Source organism: Acinetobacter sp. AHP123 (assembly GCF_023757925.1).
GTDB lineage: Bacteria > Pseudomonadota > Gammaproteobacteria > Pseudomonadales > Moraxellaceae > Acinetobacter > Acinetobacter oleivorans.
Genome location: NZ_CP092454.1, coordinates 60,103 through 79,672 on the forward strand (window position 1 = coordinate 60,103; position 19,570 = coordinate 79,672).

Annotated in this window: 19 protein-coding genes; 9 read left to right on the forward strand and 10 right to left on the reverse strand. The window is 39.3% G+C overall.

The window, feature by feature from the left end; genetic code table 11:
• The first annotated feature begins 76 nt into the window (after window positions 1–76).
• The 5 genes from MJX77_RS00290 to MJX77_RS00310 all read left to right on the forward strand — a co-directional run bounded on the left by MJX77_RS00290 (window position 77) and on the right by MJX77_RS00310 (window position 6,499).
• Window positions 77–661 (forward strand): 5-formyltetrahydrofolate cyclo-ligase, encoded by a 585-nt coding sequence (locus MJX77_RS00290; protein ID WP_252060265.1) that lies wholly within the window; start codon window positions 77–79, stop codon window positions 659–661.
• A 455-nt stretch (window positions 662–1,116) separates the two neighbouring features.
• Window positions 1,117–3,546, forward strand: coding sequence for an endopeptidase La (gene lon / locus MJX77_RS00295; RefSeq protein WP_005303397.1), 2,430 nt, complete (start codon window positions 1,117–1,119; stop codon window positions 3,544–3,546).
• Between the two features lie 304 nt (window positions 3,547–3,850).
• On the forward strand, window positions 3,851–4,330 hold the full coding sequence (gene rlmH / locus MJX77_RS00300) for a 23S rRNA (pseudouridine(1915)-N(3))-methyltransferase RlmH (RefSeq protein ID WP_003652981.1): 480 nt from the start codon (window positions 3,851–3,853) through the stop codon (window positions 4,328–4,330).
• Window positions 4,331–4,442: 112 nt separating this feature from the next.
• A complete protein-coding gene (locus MJX77_RS00305) occupies window positions 4,443–5,219 on the forward strand; it encodes a DODA-type extradiol aromatic ring-opening family dioxygenase (protein WP_192455459.1) in 777 nt (258 codons plus the stop codon).
• Window positions 5,220–5,389: 170 nt separating this feature from the next.
• Window positions 5,390–6,499, forward strand: coding sequence for an META and DUF4377 domain-containing protein (locus MJX77_RS00310; protein ID WP_023274298.1), 1,110 nt, complete (start codon window positions 5,390–5,392; stop codon window positions 6,497–6,499).
• Window positions 6,500–6,553: 54 nt separating this feature from the next.
• Here MJX77_RS00310 and gdhA read toward each other — a convergent pair whose 3' ends face one another.
• A complete protein-coding gene (gdhA, locus tag MJX77_RS00315) occupies window positions 6,554–7,957 on the reverse strand; it encodes an NADP-specific glutamate dehydrogenase (protein ID WP_252060267.1) in 1,404 nt (467 codons plus the stop codon).
• 272 nt (window positions 7,958–8,229) lie between these two features.
• On the opposite strand from gdhA, the gene MJX77_RS00320 reads away from it, so the two are divergent.
• Both MJX77_RS00320 and nth read left to right on the forward strand, forming a co-directional pair.
• Entirely contained in the window at window positions 8,230–9,021 is a 792-nt protein-coding gene (locus MJX77_RS00320; RefSeq protein ID WP_252060269.1) for an RnfABCDGE type electron transport complex subunit B, read from the forward strand.
• Entirely contained in the window at window positions 9,022–9,708 is a 687-nt protein-coding gene (nth, locus tag MJX77_RS00325) for an endonuclease III (protein WP_252060271.1), read from the forward strand.
• Here the strand turns inward: nth and MJX77_RS00330 are convergent.
• The 4 genes from MJX77_RS00330 to MJX77_RS00345 form a co-directional block, all read right to left on the reverse strand.
• The gene (locus MJX77_RS00330; protein WP_252060273.1) at window positions 9,705–9,884 is read right to left on the reverse strand and encodes a hypothetical protein; all 180 of its coding nucleotides are present in this window, start codon (window positions 9,882–9,884) and stop codon (window positions 9,705–9,707) included. The genes nth and MJX77_RS00330 overlap by 4 nt on opposite strands.
• 71 nt (window positions 9,885–9,955) lie before the next feature.
• Window positions 9,956–10,609, reverse strand: coding sequence for an adenylate kinase (gene adk, locus MJX77_RS00335; protein ID WP_005303386.1), 654 nt, complete (start codon window positions 10,607–10,609; stop codon window positions 9,956–9,958).
• A gap of 86 nt (window positions 10,610–10,695) precedes the next feature.
• Window positions 10,696–12,009, reverse strand: coding sequence for a DUF445 domain-containing protein (locus MJX77_RS00340; RefSeq protein WP_004793941.1), 1,314 nt, complete (start codon window positions 12,007–12,009; stop codon window positions 10,696–10,698).
• Window positions 12,010–12,070: 61 nt separating this feature from the next.
• Window positions 12,071–12,589: a hypothetical protein gene (locus MJX77_RS00345; RefSeq protein ID WP_005303385.1), complete on the reverse strand. Its 519-nt coding sequence runs from the start codon at window positions 12,587–12,589 to the stop codon at window positions 12,071–12,073.
• A 235-nt stretch (window positions 12,590–12,824) separates the two neighbouring features.
• Between MJX77_RS00345 and mrdA the strand changes: the two genes are divergently transcribed.
• Together mrdA and rsmD are read left to right on the forward strand one after the other, a co-directional pair.
• A complete protein-coding gene (gene mrdA / locus MJX77_RS00350) occupies window positions 12,825–14,846 on the forward strand; it encodes a penicillin-binding protein 2 (RefSeq protein ID WP_252060274.1) in 2,022 nt (673 codons plus the stop codon).
• Window positions 14,846–15,397, forward strand: a complete 552-nt coding sequence (gene rsmD, locus MJX77_RS00355) for a 16S rRNA (guanine(966)-N(2))-methyltransferase RsmD (protein ID WP_252060276.1) — start codon at window positions 14,846–14,848, stop codon at window positions 15,395–15,397. Before mrdA ends, rsmD begins: the two co-directional genes overlap by 1 nt.
• Before the next feature lie 41 nt (window positions 15,398–15,438).
• Here the strand turns inward: rsmD and MJX77_RS00360 are convergent, their stop codons facing one another.
• The 5 genes from MJX77_RS00360 to ureC form a co-directional block, all read right to left on the reverse strand.
• A complete protein-coding gene (locus MJX77_RS00360; RefSeq protein ID WP_192836513.1) occupies window positions 15,439–16,008 on the reverse strand; it encodes a HupE/UreJ family protein in 570 nt (189 codons plus the stop codon).
• A gap of 9 nt (window positions 16,009–16,017) precedes the next feature.
• On the reverse strand, window positions 16,018–16,632 hold the full coding sequence (gene ureG / locus MJX77_RS00365; protein WP_002117800.1) for an urease accessory protein UreG: 615 nt from the start codon (window positions 16,630–16,632) through the stop codon (window positions 16,018–16,020).
• 24 nt (window positions 16,633–16,656) lie between these two features.
• Window positions 16,657–17,322 (reverse strand): urease accessory protein UreF, encoded by a 666-nt coding sequence (locus MJX77_RS00370; protein ID WP_252060279.1) that lies wholly within the window; start codon window positions 17,320–17,322, stop codon window positions 16,657–16,659.
• Complete coding sequence (gene ureE, locus MJX77_RS00375) at window positions 17,309–17,791, reverse strand: urease accessory protein UreE (RefSeq protein WP_252060281.1); 483 nt, start codon at window positions 17,789–17,791, stop codon at window positions 17,309–17,311. Before ureE ends, MJX77_RS00370 begins: the two co-directional genes overlap by 14 nt.
• Before the next feature lie 73 nt (window positions 17,792–17,864).
• A complete protein-coding gene (gene ureC / locus MJX77_RS00380) occupies window positions 17,865–19,565 on the reverse strand; it encodes an urease subunit alpha (protein WP_005303373.1) in 1,701 nt (566 codons plus the stop codon).
• Window positions 19,566–19,570: the final 5 nt, after the last annotated feature.

Below are 19,570 nucleotides of genomic sequence, written 5' to 3' on the forward strand. Positions count from 1 at the left end.
TCTCTATTTCCATAAATCTTAAGAAAAAAAGGTATAATTTTGCTCGACTGATCTCAAATCTTTGTTAGATTTACGCATGAATGAACTTAGTTTTATTAGAAAAAATTTAAGATCTAAAAGACGCTCTTTGTGCCCCTTAGAGCAAAAAAAAGCTCAACTTAATGTTCTGCATCATTTAAACAGTCTTGCTATTTTTCATTCATCAAAAAAAATTGGTTTATATCTGCATGCCTTTGGAGAAGTTCATACAGATCTGATCATAAAGTTATGTTTTCAAAAAAATAAGCAAGTTTATTTACCTATGATTTGTTCTATGAATCAACGTTTAGTTTGGGTAAAAATATCTAGAAACCAATATTTAAATCGACGTTTTTCTCATCATCCATTGGGTATGAAAGAACCCATGGCAACAAGAGGAAAACATGTATCAAAACTTGATTTACTATTAATGCCACTTTTAGCTTGTGATCACTACGGAACACGTATTGGTATGGGAGGCGGCTATTATGACCGTACATTAGCTAGTGCAAAACATAAACCTTATCGTTTGGGAATAGCTCATCAATTTCAATTTATTGAACATACTTTAAAACGTCAAAGTTGGGATCAACCCTTAGATGCTTTACTCACCCCTCAACATATTTATTATTTTAAAAGATAATATTTATATGAAAATTTATAAAACTTAAAATATATCCTTTTATTTTTTAGTCCCTTAAAACGAAAAAGTAACCACCCTAAGGATGGTTACTTCTACGTGACAGACCGATTTACCAACTTATAGTAACACGGCTATTTAATGTTCAACATTAAATAAGTTTTGCATTATTGTTAATTATACGATGCCGATAAATGACATAAGAAAATGGTTATTTTTCATCCAAACGTCTTTTCTACTATATGAATATTTCATAATTATTAAGCTAAATTACCTATCCTTTCTACAAAATTTTATTCTTCTTAAGAATTAATCCGTTGATTCATAATATTTTAATAAAAAAGTTGACTAAATTAGTCATTTTTTCCACATTTTCTATAGAGAGGCCCTTGTAATTTTTGAAATACACATCACTATAAAAAACATGGCAACCTCGTTGTCACTCATTAGGAGTGCCCATGTCTGAACTTATTATGAATGAAAAAACTGACTTAGAGCCTCAGGTTCCAAGTGTATTACCACTTTTAGCGTTACGTGATGTAGTGGTCTACCCACACATGCAAATTGCGTTATTCGTGGGTCGTGAAAAATCGATCAATGCAGTTGATGTGGCTCGTAACAGTGACAATTTAGTATTTGTAGTTGCGCAAAAAGATTCGCTTACAGAAGATATTGATCACGATAACCTTTATCAGTACGGAACTGTCGCTAAGATTGTTCAGGTTGTAAATCATGAGAATGATGAAAACTGTATCAAAGTACTGATTGAAGGGTTACAGCGCTCTAAGCTTGAAAAAATTATCGATGAAGATAGCCATTTGACTGCTGAGCATAGCTTAAGTCCAATGACAATTAACGTAGATAAAGCTACTCAAGAGACTCGTTTACAAGAGTTGCGTAATTTATTTGCTCAATATGCTGAAGCAAAATTACGTAATGCACGTGAACTCGTTGCAGCTGCTAATAAAATTGAAGACTTGCTACAGCTTATGTTCTTCGTGGCAACACGTGTACCTCTAAATATTGAAATTAAACAGAAGTTTTTAGAGCACGATGAATTTGAAGCACATTTGCAAGAGCTTATGAGCTACTTGGTAAATCAATCTGCCGAACAGCAAATTGAACAAACTTTGCATGACAGCGTAAAACGCCAAATGGAAAAAAACCAACGTGAATACTTTCTAAATGAAAAAATGAAAGTCATTCAACGTGAACTTTCTGACATGAATGGTGGCGCTGAAGATGACGTTGCTGAAATAGAAAAACGTCTTACTGAAGCTGATTTACCTGAACACGTACGTAAAAAAGCTGAAGCTGAGTTCCGTAAGCTTAAAGCAATGCAACCTGCATCTAGTGAAGCTGCTGTTGTACGTAACTATCTAGAAGTAATTTTAGATACGCCGTGGAATAAAGCGAGTAAAGTCAGCATTAACCTTGCGAAAGCTCAAGAAATTCTTGATACAGATCATTACGGCTTAGATGACGTTAAAGATCGTATTGTTGAATACTTAGCTGTTCAGTCTCGTGTTAAAAAACTCAAAGGTCCTATCCTATGTTTAGTAGGCCCTCCTGGTGTAGGTAAAACTTCGCTTGGTGAATCAGTTGCGAAAGCAACAGGTCGTGAGTTTGTTCGTATGGCACTCGGTGGCGTACGTGACGAAGCTGAAATTCGTGGTCACCGTCGTACTTATATTGGTGCGATGCCAGGTAAAATCGTGCAGTCTTTAACAAAAGTTGGCGTGAAGAACCCACTGTTCTTACTCGACGAAATTGACAAGATGGCACAAGACTACCGTGGTGATCCTGCTTCTGCATTGCTTGAAGTATTAGATCCATCACAAAACAGTAAGTTCAACGATCACTATTTAGATCTTGATCTTGATCTATCTGAAGTGATGTTCATCTGTACTGCAAACAGCATGAATATTCCTGAGGCATTGCTTGACCGTATGGAAGTTATTCGTCTACCGGGTTATACCGAAGATGAAAAAGTTAACATTGCTGAACGTTACCTTGTTCCAAAAGCGATTAAGAACAATGGTCTGCGTGCAAAAGAGTTAACAATTCATGAAGAAGCGATTCGTGATATTGTTCAGCGCTATACACGTGAAGCTGGTGTACGTAGTTTAGAACGTGAAGTGTCTAAAATTGCGCGTAAAGTGGTAAAAGAAGCAGTAAGTAAAAAGTCTAAAAACTTACAACTTGATGTGACTTCTGCCAATCTTCCAGAATACTTAGGTCCACACAAGTTTGACTTTGGTATTGCAGAAGATGAAGCGCAAGTAGGCCGCGTAAATGGTCTAGCTTGGACATCTGTAGGTGGTGAGTTGCTTACTATTGAAGTTGCAGCCGTCAAAGGTAAAGGTAAATTCATTACAACTGGTTCACTCGGCGACGTAATGAAAGAGTCTATTACCACAGCAATGACTTTAGTACGCACACGTGCCGATGAGCTAGGTATTGAAGCTTCTCGTTTTGAAGAAACTGATGTACACGTTCACTTACCAGAAGGTGCAACACCAAAAGATGGTCCATCTGCTGGTTTAGCATTAACAACTGCGCTTGTATCAGCATTTACAGGTATTGCAATTCGTCCTGATATTGCAATGACTGGTGAAACAAGCTTAGGTGGTCGTGCAATGCGTATTGGTGGCTTAAAAGAAAAACTTCTTGCAGCACACCGTGGTGGAATTAAACTTGTATTTATTCCACAAGATAACGTTCGTGATTTGGCAGAAATTCCTGCGAATGTTAAAGAAGGTTTAGAAATCAAAGCTGTGAAAAGTATTGATGACATCTTGCCTTTAGCATTAGTTTCGATGCCAAAGCCTTTACCAAAAACACCGATTGTAAAACCGGTGGAAGGTTCAAAAGCAGCACGTCACTAATTAAAGTGTGAAAAAAAGAGAGCTTCGGCTCTCTTTTTTTTGTTACACAATTTGATTGAAAAATATCCAACCATCCTCATAATAGGTATTAAGAGTATTTAATTAAATTAAGTATTCTTCGCTATCTATTATTTTATAGATAGCTTTGTTTTATTCTCTATGATCATCTGAACTCCAGACAGATGATCATTTGATCGCAGTCCAACACCGTTTTTTGGACTGCGTTTTTTATGCCTATTTTACTACCACGAACTTATCTCTTCCTCAGGTATAATGCGCCAGCTGTTTTAAATGAATAGATAATATGAAAATTCGTATTCTGACCATTGGTCAAAAAATGCCTGCTTGGGTTCTCACTGGTTTTGAAGATTACTTCAAACGTATTCAACCTTTTGTGCAAACTCAAGTCATTGAACTTCCTATGGCCAAACGTGGTAAGAATGATTCAGAAGCGGATATTTTAAAATATTGTCAAATTGAAGGTGAAAGTATTTTAAATGCTTTAAAACCGAATGAAACTTTAATTGCTCTAGAGGTCGGTGGCCGAGAACTCAGCACAGAGAAACTGGCTGACACCATGAAACAGTGGATGCTTGAAGGTAATGATGTAGTACTCGCGATTGGTGGTCCAGATGGCTTGTCAGATCAAGTACGTAAAGCTGCCGCATGGCATTGGTCACTTTCAAAACTCACAATGCCCCATCCTTTAGTACGTGTTTTACTCATTGAGCAACTGTATCGGGCAATGACTATTAATCATAATCATCCTTATCACCGTGCATAAAAACAACAACCGTTTCATTTTAGGAACAATCCGTTGAAATCAGGATACTTTTAACATGTCCTGATTTTGGCATAATAACTATTATTCTGCTTTTTAACTCAGGTGTAATGCAATGGAACTACAAACCCTTCCCGGACTGTTTATTTCACATGGTTCACCCATGCTTGCACTTGATCCAGAACAAGTAGGCCCTGCTCTACACCGCTTAGGTGCTAATCTTCCAGCACCAAAGGCAATCATTGTGATGTCTGCGCATTGGGAAAGTAAAGCACTTGAAGTGAGTATTTCGACTCGCCCTGAAACATGGCATGACTTCCGCGGCTTTCCTAAAGAGTTATATGAAATTCGCTACAGCGCACCTGGGCAACCAGAACTTGCTGAAGAAATCTTAAAATTACTGGCAGATGCTCATTTAGTTGCACATGCGAATAGTACGCGCCCTCGTGACCATGGCGTATGGATGCCTCTATTGCATATGTATCCTGATGCTGACATTCCTGTCGTCGAGATTTCTTTGCCAACCAATTTAAGCGCACAAGAAATCTATCGCATAGGACAAACACTCGCGCCTTTACGTGACAAACAGATTTTACTCATTGGTTCAGGCAGTATCACTCATAATCTTGCAGAGCTATCTTGGCAAGGAGACAACTCTAAAGTTCCAGAATGGGCTTCAACGTTTAGAAATGCTGTTGTGAATAAACTTACTCATCAGGATTATGATGGCGTACTGGACTGGCAATCGTTGCCGTTTGTAAAACGTAATCATCCGACCCTTGAACATTTTGCCCCGTTGTTTTTTGCTATGGGTACAGGCAATCGTTTTACGATTGTTCACAGCAGCTTCACAATGGGCTCACTAGGCATGGATATCTATCGTTTTGATTAATTATTAGCAGATACCCCGTTTCGCGGGGTATACCATTATTTTTGTTGAAAATTAGAATAACTTACAAACTTATACATTTTAAAAACCGAAACAATCAAATGTTTACATTTTCTTTTTTTAAGAATGTTTTAAGCTTATTGCTGTTGTTTTTTTACTTGAAGTTTTTTTAAATGAAAATTAAATATTTAATTCTTGCGTTATTACCTTTTTCTTTGATGGCGTGTCAAACAGTTACCACTACTCCTGCTCCAATTGTATCTGAGCAACAACAAAACCTTGCAGCCACTTTAGGTGAATATGCTTGGACTTATCAAAATGTAAAAGCTTCTAAACCACTTATCCTTAACTTTAATGCAGATGGCAAATTAGCAATCAATACAGGTTGTAATGGCCAAGGCGGTACTTGGAAAGTTGAAGGTAACCAACTTGTTACATCTAACCTTGTTTCAACAATGATGGCTTGCCAAGATGATTTAATGAAACAAGAACAATTGTCGAATAGCATCTTTAGTGACGCAAAATTACCAATCGAAATTAGCAACAATAATGGTCAGGTGATTTTAAGCGTGACAGACAAAACTGGTCAAAAGCATATTTTCCAAGGTCAAAAAGCAGTGAATACTCAAGCTTTAACAGACTACTCTTGGTCTTATCAGCCTGAAAATACAAAAAAACCTATCGTTCTTAACTTTACCAACGACCGTTTATCAATCGCAACGGGTTGTAACCGCCAAGGAACAACTTGGAAAGTTGAAAACAATACCATCGTAACTGCTGATGTAATGTCAACAATGATGGCGTGTGAACCTGCTTTAATGAAACAGGAACAATTTTCTAGCAGCCTTTTCCAAAAACGTGCGATTCCATTTGAACTCAACACCACAAATGTTGACCAACCAACACTAACGGTATCTGATGCTCAAGGTCAAAAATATACCTTTACTGGTAAAATGACACCTGAAGCAAAATATCAATCTGAAGGAAAAACTGTTTTCCTAGAAGTTGCTCCACAAACTAAATCATGTACTGGTGTTGCACCACAAACTTGTATGCAAGTTCGTGAAATTAAATATGATGACAAAGGCGTTAAAACTTACGCTGACAAAAACTGGTCATTATATTATGGCCAAATTGAAGGTTTTGAACACAATCCAGATCAACGTGTAATTTTACGTGTAAAACGTTTTGAAGTGAAAAACCCGGCAGCAGACCAATCTAGTCAAGCTGATGTATTAGATATGGTTGTTGAGCAAGAGTTAGTTAAAAAACCTAAAAAATAAGTTTTTAGACTAAAAAAATCCGATGCTTTTGCATCGGATTTTTTATTTCTATTTTTAGAAAATACCTTGAGCAAGCATTGCATCGGCAACTTTCACGAAGCCTGCAATATTGGCACCATCAACATAGTTAACAGTACCATCTTCTTTAGTACCGTATCTTACGCAATTGGCATGAATGTCTTTCATAATTGCATGTAGACGCTCATCGACCTCAGCATGTGTCCAGCTTAAACGAATTGCATTTTGAGACATTTCTAAACCAGATGTTGCTACCCCACCCGCATTAGATGCTTTTCCTGGCGCATACAAAATTTTAGCTTCGATGAAGTGTTCAACTGCTTCAAGTGTAGATGGCATATTAGCGCCTTCAGCCACGCAAATTACACCATTTGCAATAAGCGTTTTAGCATCTTCACCTGTTAATTCATTTTGCGTAGCACATGGTAAAGCAATATCGACAGGAATATGCCAAGGCGTTTTTCCTTCAAAATATTCAAAACCATGTGTAGAAGCAAACTCGGAAATACGACCACGCTTAACGTTTTTAAGATTCATGACTTCAACAAGTAACTCATCTGTAAAACCATTTTTTACATAAACCGTGCCGTTAGAGTCAGACAAAGTAACAACTTTTGCCCCTAAGAACATGGCCTTCTCTGCTGCATATTGTGCAACGTTACCAGAGCCAGATACTGAAACAGTTTTACCAGCAAAAGATTGTCCACGTGCTTTGAGCATTTCCTCTGCAAAATAAACCGTACCATAGCCAGTTGCTTCAGGGCGCATTAAGCTACCACCAAATGAAATTCCCTTACCAGTAAAGACACAAGCGGTGTCATTACTGAGTTTTTTCATCATGCCAGCCATATAACCGACTTCACGCGCGCCCACACCAATATCTCCCGCAGGAATATCAGTATTTGGTCCTAAATGGCGATAAAGCTCAATGATTAATGCCTGACAGAATCGCATAATTTCAGCATCAGATTTACCTTTAGGATCGAAATCTGAACCACCTTTTCCCCCACCCATTGGTAAAGTGGTAAGTGAGTTTTTAAAAGTCTGCTCAAAACCTAAAAATTTTAAAATTGATAGATTGACCGATGGGTGGAAACGCATTCCCCCTTTGAATGGACCAATTGCTGAATTGTATTGAACACGGAAAGCTCGGTTAACTTGAGTCTGACCTTGATCATCCATCCATGAAACACGAAATTGAATCACACGCTCAGGTTCAACTAAGCGTTCTAACAAACCCTGCTCTGCATATTCCGGATTTTTTTCAATAAATGGCCACAAACTCGTCATTACTTCTTCGACAGCTTGTAAGAACTCAGGTTGATGCGGATCACGCGCTTGCACGTAATTCAGGAATTCATTCAGGTTGTTATATTTCAATGCACGGTCCTCAGCATAGTAATGAATTAAATTGGTGCAATACATTATTAAATGCATCATTTAGCAGCAAAATATTAAATCCCTTTCCATCAATTTTAACAATAGTTATTTTAAATTATTTTATTCACCTTAATTATCAAAAACTTATTTTTAGGAAAACTACTTAAAGATAAGAAATAGTCATTTAACTTTTCACTTTTATTGATCTATTATTGTGCAGAATTAGCGACATTTTAGGTCAATTAAAAACCCGATAAATTCGTTAAAATCCATTGACCTTACTTAGGTTTTTCTTCATTATCGCATCGTTTTAACCAAGCTATTTGCCCACTATGAATTCATCTATTTCTCTCATACGCGAGATTGATGCGTTATTACCACAAACACAATGTGGTCTATGTGGACATCGTGATGGATGTCTACCCTACGCAAAGTCGATTGCTGAAGGTGAAGAAGCAAATAAATGTGTTCCAGGTGGACAACCTGTTGCTGATGCACTCGCAAATCTATTAAATCGCTCTCCATTAACTGCAGAAAGTAGCGTATGGCCTGTACAAACAGATGGCCGCCCACAGCGAATGAAAGCAATTATTCGTGAAGATGAATGCATTGGCTGCACCAAATGTATTAGTGCTTGTCCTGTAGATGCTATTATTGGCAGTGGTAAGCTCATGCATACCATTTTGACTGACTTATGTACGGGTTGTGAGCTATGTATTCCACCTTGTCCGGTAGATTGCATTGATTTGGTCGAAGACACGCAAGCATTACCAAATGAACAACAACGTACTGCGGAACAAAATGATTTAAGACAACGTTATTACGCTCATATTCAGCGTGAAGAAAAGCGTCGCAGTCACCGTAAAGGTCCAGTGGTACGTGCTGAAATTGATACTCAACTATTTGCGCAGTTTTCTCAGGCACTTGATGAATTACCTTCAATTGAACTCATTGAGAAACCTAAAGAGACTGTGCCAACTGATGCTAAAACTACAATTGAGTTAGCTAAAATTCGTACACAAATTAAGAAACTAGAAAAACAGTTAAGTATACGTGAAGATGCTAAAAAACGACTTCAACTTGAAGAACTACAACAGCAACTCATGCAATTACAGGAGGTCTGAATGGCTGTCAAAAATATGACGAAAAAGCAGATTCAAATTTTCTTTGAACGCCTTCGTGAACAACGGCCGTCTCCTCAAACCGAGTTAAAATACTCATCTTCTTTTGAGTTACTCATTGCAGTTATGTTGTCAGCTCAAGCGACCGACGTGAGTGTGAATAAGGCAACTGATAAACTTTACCCTGTGGCTAATACAGCCGAGAAAATCTATAACTTGGGCGTAGATGGGTTAAAGGAATATATTAAAACAATTGGCCTTTACAACGCTAAAGCAGAAAATGTCATTAAGACCTGTAAGATTTTAATGGAACAATTTAACGGCGAAGTTCCAAGCAATAGAAAAGATTTGGAAGCTTTACCAGGCGTCGGACGTAAAACCGCAAATGTTGTTTTAAATACAGCGTTTGGGCAACCGACTATGGCTGTTGATACCCATATTTTCCGAGTGGGAAATCGAACTGGCTTAGCCGTAGGGAAAAATGTACTTGAAGTTGAGCACCGCTTAATTAAGGTCATTCCTAAAGAATTTATTTTAGATTCACATCACTGGCTCATATTGCATGGTCGTTATTGTTGTATTGCCCGTAAACCTAAATGTGCAGAATGTGTAGTTGCAGATGTCTGTAACTGGCCTGATCGCTTTGAATTTGGTGCTATAAAAACAATTCCAACAAAAAACCTCAGTTAATCCTGAGGTTTTTTATGCTGCTGTAATTTGGGATGTAGTTGACGTTCTCGTCCATTTTTTTTATTTTCCAAAGCCTGTTGTTTCTGTACATGACGCAGCATTTTTTGACTTTGATACAGTAAAAATAATAAAAGTGCCAGACTTAGCAATACCACCAAAATCAATATGATTTTCATATTGTTCTCCTGCACTGAATGAAAGAAAAGAGCCCTCACAAAGAGGGCTCATTATCACAAACAATATTAAATTATTTGTCTAAGATGTTGAACAAATCTTTTTGTACATCTTCAATTGTACGCAAGCCATCAAGCTTGTCATAAGTTGGTGCATTCTCACCAGATGCAGCACGGCTTTGATAGAATCCAACCAATTGCTCAGTTTCTGTATGATAAGAAGCTAAACGTTTACGGATTGTTTCTTCTTGGTCATCTGGACGTTGAACAAGATCTTCTCCAGTTTCATCATCTTTACCTTCCACTTTAGGTGGATTGTAAACTGTATGATAAACACGGCCAGAAGCTGGATGCTGACGACGACCAGAAAGACGTTGTACGATTTCTTCGTCAGGAACATCAATTTCAATTACGTGATCAATGTTAATCCCTTCTTTTTCCAAAGCTTCAGCTTGTGGAATAGTACGTGGGAAACCATCGAAAATGCAGCCATTTACACAATCAGGCTGAGCAATACGTTCTTTTACTAAACCGATAATAAGTTCATCTGAAACCAAACCACCAGATTCCATTACACTTTTAGCTTTTAGACCTAATTCAGTACCTTCACGAATTGCAGCACGGAGCATATCACCGGTTGAAATTTGTGGGACATTGTAGCGCTTACAGATCAACTGAGCCTGAGTCCCTTTGCCTGCTCCAGGTGGTCCGAGTAAAATAATGCGCATAAAAAACATCCTCATTTAAAACAATGAATATGAAGTCCGGCAGAAAAAGTCTCGTTAATCTTCAATAGATCCTGCCCGACGTCGAATTATAAGAAAGCCACAAACAAATGTATTGTACCAGCAATAAATCCGGTTACCCCACCTAGTACAATAAGAATCCACTCATCCTCCTGAAATGCAGGACGCAATAAATTCTGAAACTCTTTTGGTGTCAGTTCGCGAATACGCTCTTTAAACATTTGAAAAATCTTCTGTGCCCGGCTTGCGTTCAGCGCTGGGTCACATACGGGTCCCATCGTAATTTCAATTGATCGATCAATCAAGTCCGTCTTTAATCTTGCGTACTCTCTTGGCCCTAAAGAAAGCTGTAAAGATGTACGAACTAACGGTGTTTCCATAATTTCGTTAATATGACGTTTCACAATGCGGCGGGTCTTATCTTTACGCGGCCCATACATCATTTCGGTCATAATCGATTTTAACGTAATTAAATCTTCTGTTACTACGCTTGAAAACACATCAGAGACTTCCTCTTGACGCTTCATGAAAGCACCTTGGAAATTATAAGTCCCAATTCGAAGAACGGGTACAATCCAAGGGAACTTACGATCTTTTGTTAATCTAAAAATCTGTGGGTAACGAATATAATGTGGCTCAATCGGATTAAATACCATCCAGATCGCGATCCAGTTCGTTAAAAAGCCCCAAATTGAAGCCCAAAATGGTACAGTCCAGTGCCAAGGTACGACAAACCAAACAATCATTTGGAAAATACCAAAGAACATTCCAATTAAAGCACTAATATGCCAAATAAAGTTGATTTCTTTTTGCCCAACTTTTAAGAACATACGTACCATTAAACGGCGGTCACCTTCCATCTGGCTAACCACCATTTCACGCATATTAACCAGTGACTCGACGTTCATGGTCAGCTCAGTCACTAATTCTCTTAACACGCCTGGTAATTGTTTATGCGCCTGTGCATAAATACGGCGTTTAATTGAATAAGGTAAATTTTCCCAAAGTACGGCATTACGATCGATCATGACTTCATCAATCAGGTGTTCAAGTTCAAATCCAACCTGCTCACCAATAATGCGTGCCATATCTTCAGGGTCCATTGCCTCTAGAAATTCACGCAATGAACCTAACTTAGATAATGTATTGTCGGTAATAATACCCGAGATACGTCCAGCTTTACGTGGCACAATACCTTGCCAACCTACTGGTAATGGACCTAAATGGAATCCCCAAAATTTAATTGGGTAAAACACCATTTTTAAAGCCATCCAAACGTGTGCCCATGTAACAAAGGCAGTGACTGGAATGATACTCAAAACGGCCCAAAAATCAGGTCTGTGTAAAAAGGTCTGCCACAATCCGCTGACGTACTCTAACATGTAAGACTCTCGTATTTATTTGTGCTCTGCTTATGGCGAGTTAAAGATAAACTGCTTTGTTTTATAAACCAAAACTTAGAGAATAAGAAAATTGGATTTGTGGTTTAGTATCCGCAGCAACTGCCCCATTCTGGTCAGTTAGTTTTTCCGCCGCGCCAATACCCACACTAAAAGTACTAATTCTTTCTGAATTCAACAATACATAGGCCAAATCGACGCCAGCGCCTAAACGGGATTTATAATCACCATCGACCTCTTTACTATCGAGATGCCCAGCATAAAAACCAATATAGTAACCATTTTTATCTGTGCCGGTAAGATAGTAAGGATATCGAAACCCGACTTGGCCACCAGCAGTTTTGTCACCATTCAAAAATGCGCCAACTTTGGCATAGGCGATACCATAAGGGTTTACCCATTCGCCGTTTAAATGTAATAGTTTTTGTGTAAAACCGGCACCCACATTCCACGTAGATGCAGTATGTCCTGTTAATTTTGCTTCTGGAAGAAACGAATAGTCTTGAGCATGAGCCCAACTACTTACCGTCAGAACTGCAAGTAAGGGATAAATTTTTCTCATTATTTTCTCCATTTTCCCTAATCGTATGGTGAGAACAACCCTATTCTATTGAATGAGAGACTTTAACAGAATTATTTTGCTTCTTATATACAAGTATCTACAATTTTGTTGTCTGCAAAGTCAAAACGTATCTTATCGAAATGCACGGAAACTTTGAAAATTATGCAATATTTTAAGCGCTCTTGCGTTAGAATAAGCAGCTATTTTTCTACCCTATGTCATTAAGTCGATCCTTATGAAGCAGCACTTTCCTTTAAAAGATATCCAGCAAGAAAAGCGCATTTATCGAGGACGAATCTTTTTTGCCGTAGGCCTTGTTATCGTTTGCTTATTAGTTCTGATTAGCCGATACGCTTATCTGCAAATTTTTCACTACGACGAGTTTTCTACAGCATCTGATAAAAACCGAATTCGCTTGCAGCCACTTCCACCTGCTCGTGGTTATATCTATGACCGAAATGGTGTATTACTGGCAGATAATTATCCTGTTTTTACAGCAACTTTAAGTAAAACAGATGTAGAAGATGTGGATAGTGTTGTTGAGCAGCTACAGCCTATTTTAGATCTAACACAAGAAGATATTGACCGCTTCAAAAGTCGTATAAAAACTGCTCGAAAAACTGAACGTGTCGCAATTAAACTTAATCTAACTGAAGCCAATATTGCCAAGTTCAGTGAAGCTAAATATAAATTTCCCGGCGTAAGAATCGAAACACAGATGACCCGTTATTATCCACACGGTGAGTTATTTGCTCATGTGATTGGTTATGTCGGGCGTATTAACGATAAAGAATTAAAAAGTATTGATAAAGACTTATATGCTGGAACCAACCTGATTGGAAAGATTGGCGTTGAGAAAAGCTATGAAGATTTGCTACACGGAACACCAGGTTATGAATCTGTTGAAGCAGATGCTCACAGTAACATATTGCGCCATTTAGGCCGTAAAGATCCTACTCGCGGCAATGACCTCTATTTATCTTTAGATTATGGTTTACAGGTTGTTGCATCTCAACAACTCGCAGGCCGTCGTGGCGCCATTGTTGCTATCGACCCTCGTACTGGTGAAATTCTGGCTTTAGTATCGAGTCCAAGTTTCAACCCTAATTTATTTGTGACGGGTATTAACCATAAAGATTATAGTTCTTTACGTGATAATTTAGATCAACCGCTTTATAACCGTGCGGTACAAGGTGCATACCCTCCAGGCTCTACCATTAAACCAATGGAAGCGATGGGCGGCTTACACTACGGTATTGTAAACTGGTCAACAGCCATTTCTGACCCAGGCTATTTCCACTTACCTGGCGATTCGCATAAGTTCCGCGACTGGAAAAAAACCGGTCATGGTATCGTAAACATGCATAAAGCCATCATTATGTCATGTGACACCTATTTTTATATTCTTGCCCATCAAATGGGTATTGATCAAATGAACCAATGGATGCGTCAATTTGGGTTCGGTCAAAAAACAGGTGTCGACCTACCAAGTGAAAGTGAAGGTCTTTACCCAAATCCTGAATGGAAAATGCGTACTCGCAAAGCCAAATGGATGAAAGGTGAAACGATTTCTGTGAGTATTGGTCAAGGTGCATTTACAGCTACACCTTTACAACTAGCTATGGCGACTGCAATTACAGCCAATCATGGTTCTCATGTCACCCCTCATGTTTTACGTGCAACGCATGGTGCAAAACCATTTACTGTACGTAATGCACCTGATGGCAAAATCAACTTCAACGGAACAGATGAAGACTGGATTCAAATGCGCGATGCCATGATTGATGTAATTCAATCAGGTACTGGTCGAGGCATTCGTACACCTCTCTATCAAATTGCAGGAAAGACAGGAACTGCGCAGGTTAAAAGTATTGCTCAGGGTAAACGCTACAATGAAGCAGCCCTGAGCGAACGCCAACTTGACCATGGTTTATTTGTTGGATTTGCACCTGCTGATAAGCCAGAAATTGCGATTGCCGTGATTTGGGAAAATGGTCGTCATGGTGGTTCTGCTGCTCAACTTGCAAGACCTATTTTTGATTACTGGTTATTAACTCGTAAGAAAAATCCAGTTCGACCAGCAAACCATCAAGTCAATGGTGGACTAATGACCGCTGGAATTAAGCCAGGTGAGCTATCAAGCGGCGGCGAAGTTGCTAGCTCTACTCCAGCAGCATCAGCTACTTCAACTGCACCCGCAGCCTCAACACCACAGGCTACACCAGCTCGCCCTGCAACCAATGAGGTCGATGAATAATGAAGAATCAATTACGCATTATTGGTGGTGAATGGAAAAGACGAGTACTTCCCTTCGCTAGCATTGAGGGCTTACGCCCAACACCAGACAGAGTACGCGAAACTCTGTTTAACTGGCTGATGTGGGATATTCAAAATGCGCATGTACTTGATATTTGCACAGGCTCTGGCGCATTAGGTTTTGAAGCATTGTCGCGTGGTGCTGCGTCAGTTTATATGTTTGAACCAGACAAAACTCAGGCACGTTTTTTAAAAGATAATGTTGAGCTATTAAAAGCCAAAAACTGTCATTTAATCAATGCGACTGCTCAGCAAGCTTTACCCCGTTTAAAAGAACAGTTTGATGTTGTGTTTTTAGACCCACCTTATAGTCTAGATTTATGGCAAGAGCTTTCGAACTTGGCAGACCCCCATATTAAAAAGAATGGGTATATTTATGTTGAAGCTGATCGAGATTTATCTCAACTTCTCCTCCCTTCAACATGGCAACAAGTTAAAACAACGAAAGCTGGTACTGTTCACGCAGGGCTTTATCAAAAAGTAGCTGAATAAAAAAGGTAGCCTAATGCTACCTTTTACTTTCAAAGTTATGACTAACTTAATCCAATCACTGCAACAACTGCTGCACAGGCGCCAACAATTTTTTTGCCATATGGCACATATCGTGTAAGCGCAGCCCCTAATGCTAATCCACCACAATAAATTAAAGCCATAGCTGCAACCATACCGACTACTAATGCAACGACATGGCCTGAGTGTGCTAATTCAACACCATGTGCTACGCCATGAAAGCTTGCAAGCAATGCCGCAGCGATAGGTAAAATCCGATTTGATTTTGTCCATAGCGCAATTGCTGTAACGACCAAAGAAGCAACAATTCCATATTCAGCAACATTTACAGGGACTAAGCCTTGAGCACCGATTAAAAAGCCAATAATGAGGGTTACACTTAAAGTTATGACACCTGCAATTTTCCATTGCTTAGCTGCTGACCAGAGTAAAACACCAAAAGCCAAAGCCATGATTAAATGATCTAAACCAGTAAATGGATGAATAAAACCTGCTATAAAACCAGAATGTTCATGGTCATGTCCTGGGTGTGCCATTGCAAGTGCCGGCAATAATGCAAGGAGCCCTATGCCCCATTTTTTAATGAAGTTCATAATCTCTCCTTAAGCTTTAAACAGCCCTTGCTTCTCGATAAATTGAATGATTTCTTCAAGACCATCTTGGGTTTTCATATTTGAAAATAAAAATGGCTTTTCTCCGCGCATGCGTTTCGCATCTTGATCCATCACATCAAGATTTGCACCGACCATTGGTGCAAGGTCAGTTTTATTAATAATCAGTAAATCTGATTTGGTAATACCCGGCCCGCCTTTACGAGGGATTTTTTCTCCACCTGCCACATCAATCACATATAGAGTTAAATCTGAAAGCTCCGGACTAAATGTTGCAGCTAAATTATCGCCACCGCTTTCAATAATAATAAGCTCCAAGCCTTCAAACTTTTCACACAAATCATCAATTGCGGCCAAGTTAATTGAAGCATCTTCACGAATTGCTGTATGAGGGCAACCACCTGTTTCTACACCCACAATACGATCTGGCGACATCGCTTCGTTACGGGTTAAAAAGTTTGAATCTTCTTTGGTGTAAATATCATTTGTCACCACAGCCATGTTGTATTTATTACGCAAGGCTAAACATAAATTAAGTGTAAGCGCAGTTTTACCCGAACCTACCGGTCCGCCAATTCCAACTCGTAATGGACTACGTTCTGTCATGATTTTTATCCTTCTTTCCTAAACTTAAGATCTGAATAACCGTGAATATTGTGTTTCGTGTTTCATGCTCAGCATTGCATAACGGGGCAAAGCACTACTCAATTGCTCATCAACAAGTTGCAAGGCTTTTTCCACAGCTTGGGGAACTAAACCATGTAAGTGCCATAAAATTCTTTGTCCAGCCATTTGCCCTAAAGGAACAGTTTTTACTGCTGCTAAAACCTGATTTTCTAAAACGGTAAAGGTATAAGCTGTGAGCACGTCAATGTCAGCAAGCCCAAGTCGACCACAGAGTTGTGCATAGACAGGCACAAAACCAAACTGCTTTTTAACCTCAACAGGTTTTTTTAAAACATCTCTAATCCACGCATTCAAAGAAAATGCCAGCTGTTGAGACTCTGCCAAAAGCTCTTTAGTTTCACGGCTTGCCTTATATAAATTTGCCCAAACCAGAAACTGATCTTGATCATCATGATGTTGCATGAGACGGTTTAATACGGGTAGCTCAAACCGTACTAACAGCATTTCCAGCACTTCTTCGAAATAAGCAATTGCTGAGGTTTCATCGTGTATTAAGCCAATATCGATGGCTGTTTCTACACCTTGTGAATAACAATATGCTCCAACTGGCAGCGCCGTAGAAGACAATGTCAGCAATTGAAGTAATTGTGCTGCGTTATGAATGGACATGATGCAAAGCTTTAATTGGGCTTAAGCGGTGGTCATGACCATGCTGTGCATAGGCGCCGCTTTCAGGTTCAAACGGATGATCAGTTTCTGAAACTGTAAGCCCCAACCCCTCTACCATTTCTGCAAGCACATGATCAGGTTCAAAATATAAAGCTGTAGGCGTCAACATTAATGGCACATGTCTGTTACCTAAGTGATAAGCCGCTTTAAGCAAATCAAAATCGCTTGTTGCACTGACTTGCATCAGACGTTCAGGCTTAGCATCTACACGTAGTACATCACCTTGTTGAGTTGAAATATATGAACCACTACGCAAAATGCCAGTACGTGGTAAATCAGCGCCAATATCTACACCACTCGCTAAAGTCGCCCGAAAGCGGGATTTTTGGCGTGTATCAAAAGTCAGTTCAACCGTTTCAAATGCTTGATCAGGAGAAATATGTTCAAGGCGTTGTGTATAGATTTTCATTTAGCTCTTCTCTCCTTATTTATTTCATTCATGTGGTATAAATTAATGAGGTAATTCACCTCGACAAAACTCATCAGAATAAGAAATAACGCTGTGCCATGGGTAATACATCAGCAGGTTCACACGTTAATAACTCACCATCAGCTCGTACTTCGTAAGTTTCGGGATGTACATGCATAACAGGGCAATATGTGTTGTGTTTCATGTCAGTTTTGCTAATTTCGCGTGTGTTTTTACACGGACTAATTAACTTCTTGAGGTTTAATTTTTCAGCAACTTTTTCATCAATCGCTGCTTGAGATAAAAAGGTAATGCAAGTGTTATGAACACCACGTGGATAGGCACCAAACATTGGACGGTAATGCACTGGTTGAGGTGTCGGAATTGAAGCATTAATATCACCCATCGGTGCTGCTGCAATCATGCCACCTTTAATAATCATCGAAGGTTTCACACCAAAAAAGGCTGGCTTCCATAACACTAAATCAGCAAGTTTCCCGACTTCAATCGAACCGATTTCATGGCTTAGACCATGGGTAATTGCTGGGTTAATAGTATATTTAGCAATGTAGCGTTTAACGCGATTGTTATCATGAAATTCATTGTCACCCTCTAAAGGACCACGTTGAATTTTCATTTTATGGGCAGTTTGCCAAGTACGTAAAATCACTTCACCTACACGCCCCATCGCCTGAGAGTCAGAAGACATCATGGCAATTGCACCTAAATCTTGCAAAATATCTTCAGCGGCAATGGTTTCACGGCGAATACGGCTTTCTGCAAAAGCAATATCTTCAGCAATTGCTGGGTCTAAATGATGGCAAACCATGAGCATATCTAAATGCTCATCAATGGTATTAATCGTATAAGGTCGCGTTGGATTAGTTGAAGATGGTAATACGTTACTTTGCCCAATCGCTTTTAAAATGTCAGGTGCATGCCCCCCACCCGCACCTTCGGTATGGTATGTATGAATCGTACGATTTTTAAATGCAGCTAAAGTTTCTTCTAAAAAACCGCTTTCATTTAAAGTATCTGTATGAATCGCCACCTGCACATCAAACTCGTCTGCCACACTCAAACAGTTATCAATAGCTGCCGGTGTTGAACCCCAATCTTCATGCAGCTTTAAGCCAATTACTCCAGCTTTAATTTGCTCACGAATTGGATCAGGTAAACTTAAATTCCCTTTGCCTAACAGACCAATATTCATAGGCAAATCGTCAATCGCCTGTAACATGGTCGCAATATGCCAAGGCCCTGGAGTCACTGTGGTGGCCGAAGTTCCGGCTGCTGGTCCTGTACCGCCACCGACCATGGTTGTTGTACCAGACATTAATGCAGTTTCAACTTGTTGAGGGCAAATCCAGTGAATGTGGGTATCAATACCGCCTGCTGTTAAAATTTGTCCTTCACCCGCAATCACTTCTGTTGCAGCCCCTAAAGGAATCGTAATGTCTGGTTGAATATCTGGATTTCCAGCTTTTCCTATTTTCCAGATTCGGCCATTTTTTAAGCCCACGTCAGCTTTAACAATTCCCCACCAATCTACAATTAAAGCATTGGTAATGACCGTATCAGCAACTTCATCAGCTAAAAGCTGTGATTGCCCCATCCCGTCACGAATAACTTTTCCGCCACCAAATTTAACTTCTTCACCATAAGTCGTTAAGTCTTGCTCAACTTCAATAAAGAGCTCTGTATCCGCCAAACGAATACGATCACCAACCGTTGGACCAAACATCTCAGCATATGCACGACGTGACATTTTCATAACTT

What these genes read in the sequence shown, in the direction of transcription:
- MJX77_RS00290 (WP_252060265.1), top strand. Translation starts at nt 77, where the DNA reads ATGAATGAACTTAGTTTTATTAGAAAAAATTTAAGATCTAAAAGACGC.
- lon (WP_005303397.1), top strand. Translation starts at nt 1,117, where the DNA reads ATGTCTGAACTTATTATGAATGAAAAAACTGACTTAGAGCCTCAGGTT.
- rlmH (WP_003652981.1), top strand. Translation starts at nt 3,851, where the DNA reads ATGAAAATTCGTATTCTGACCATTGGTCAAAAAATGCCTGCTTGGGTT.
- MJX77_RS00305 (WP_192455459.1), top strand. Translation starts at nt 4,443, where the DNA reads ATGGAACTACAAACCCTTCCCGGACTGTTTATTTCACATGGTTCACCC.
- MJX77_RS00310 (WP_023274298.1), top strand. Translation starts at nt 5,390, where the DNA reads ATGAAAATTAAATATTTAATTCTTGCGTTATTACCTTTTTCTTTGATG.
- gdhA (WP_252060267.1), bottom strand. Translation starts at nt 7,957, where the DNA reads ATGATGCATTTAATAATGTATTGCACCAATTTAATTCATTACTATGCT.
- MJX77_RS00320 (WP_252060269.1), top strand. Translation starts at nt 8,230, where the DNA reads ATGAATTCATCTATTTCTCTCATACGCGAGATTGATGCGTTATTACCA.
- nth (WP_252060271.1), top strand. Translation starts at nt 9,022, where the DNA reads ATGGCTGTCAAAAATATGACGAAAAAGCAGATTCAAATTTTCTTTGAA.
- MJX77_RS00330 (WP_252060273.1), bottom strand. Translation starts at nt 9,884, where the DNA reads ATGAAAATCATATTGATTTTGGTGGTATTGCTAAGTCTGGCACTTTTA.
- adk (WP_005303386.1), bottom strand. Translation starts at nt 10,609, where the DNA reads ATGCGCATTATTTTACTCGGACCACCTGGAGCAGGCAAAGGGACTCAG.
- MJX77_RS00340 (WP_004793941.1), bottom strand. Translation starts at nt 12,009, where the DNA reads ATGTTAGAGTACGTCAGCGGATTGTGGCAGACCTTTTTACACAGACCT.
- MJX77_RS00345 (WP_005303385.1), bottom strand. Translation starts at nt 12,589, where the DNA reads ATGAGAAAAATTTATCCCTTACTTGCAGTTCTGACGGTAAGTAGTTGG.
- mrdA (WP_252060274.1), top strand. Translation starts at nt 12,825, where the DNA reads ATGAAGCAGCACTTTCCTTTAAAAGATATCCAGCAAGAAAAGCGCATT.
- rsmD (WP_252060276.1), top strand. Translation starts at nt 14,846, where the DNA reads ATGAAGAATCAATTACGCATTATTGGTGGTGAATGGAAAAGACGAGTA.
- MJX77_RS00360 (WP_192836513.1), bottom strand. Translation starts at nt 16,008, where the DNA reads ATGAACTTCATTAAAAAATGGGGCATAGGGCTCCTTGCATTATTGCCG.
- ureG (WP_002117800.1), bottom strand. Translation starts at nt 16,632, where the DNA reads ATGACAGAACGTAGTCCATTACGAGTTGGAATTGGCGGACCGGTAGGT.
- MJX77_RS00370 (WP_252060279.1), bottom strand. Translation starts at nt 17,322, where the DNA reads ATGTCCATTCATAACGCAGCACAATTACTTCAATTGCTGACATTGTCT.
- ureE (WP_252060281.1), bottom strand. Translation starts at nt 17,791, where the DNA reads ATGAAAATCTATACACAACGCCTTGAACATATTTCTCCTGATCAAGCA.
- ureC (WP_005303373.1), bottom strand. Translation starts at nt 19,565, where the DNA reads ATGAAAATGTCACGTCGTGCATATGCTGAGATGTTTGGTCCAACGGTT.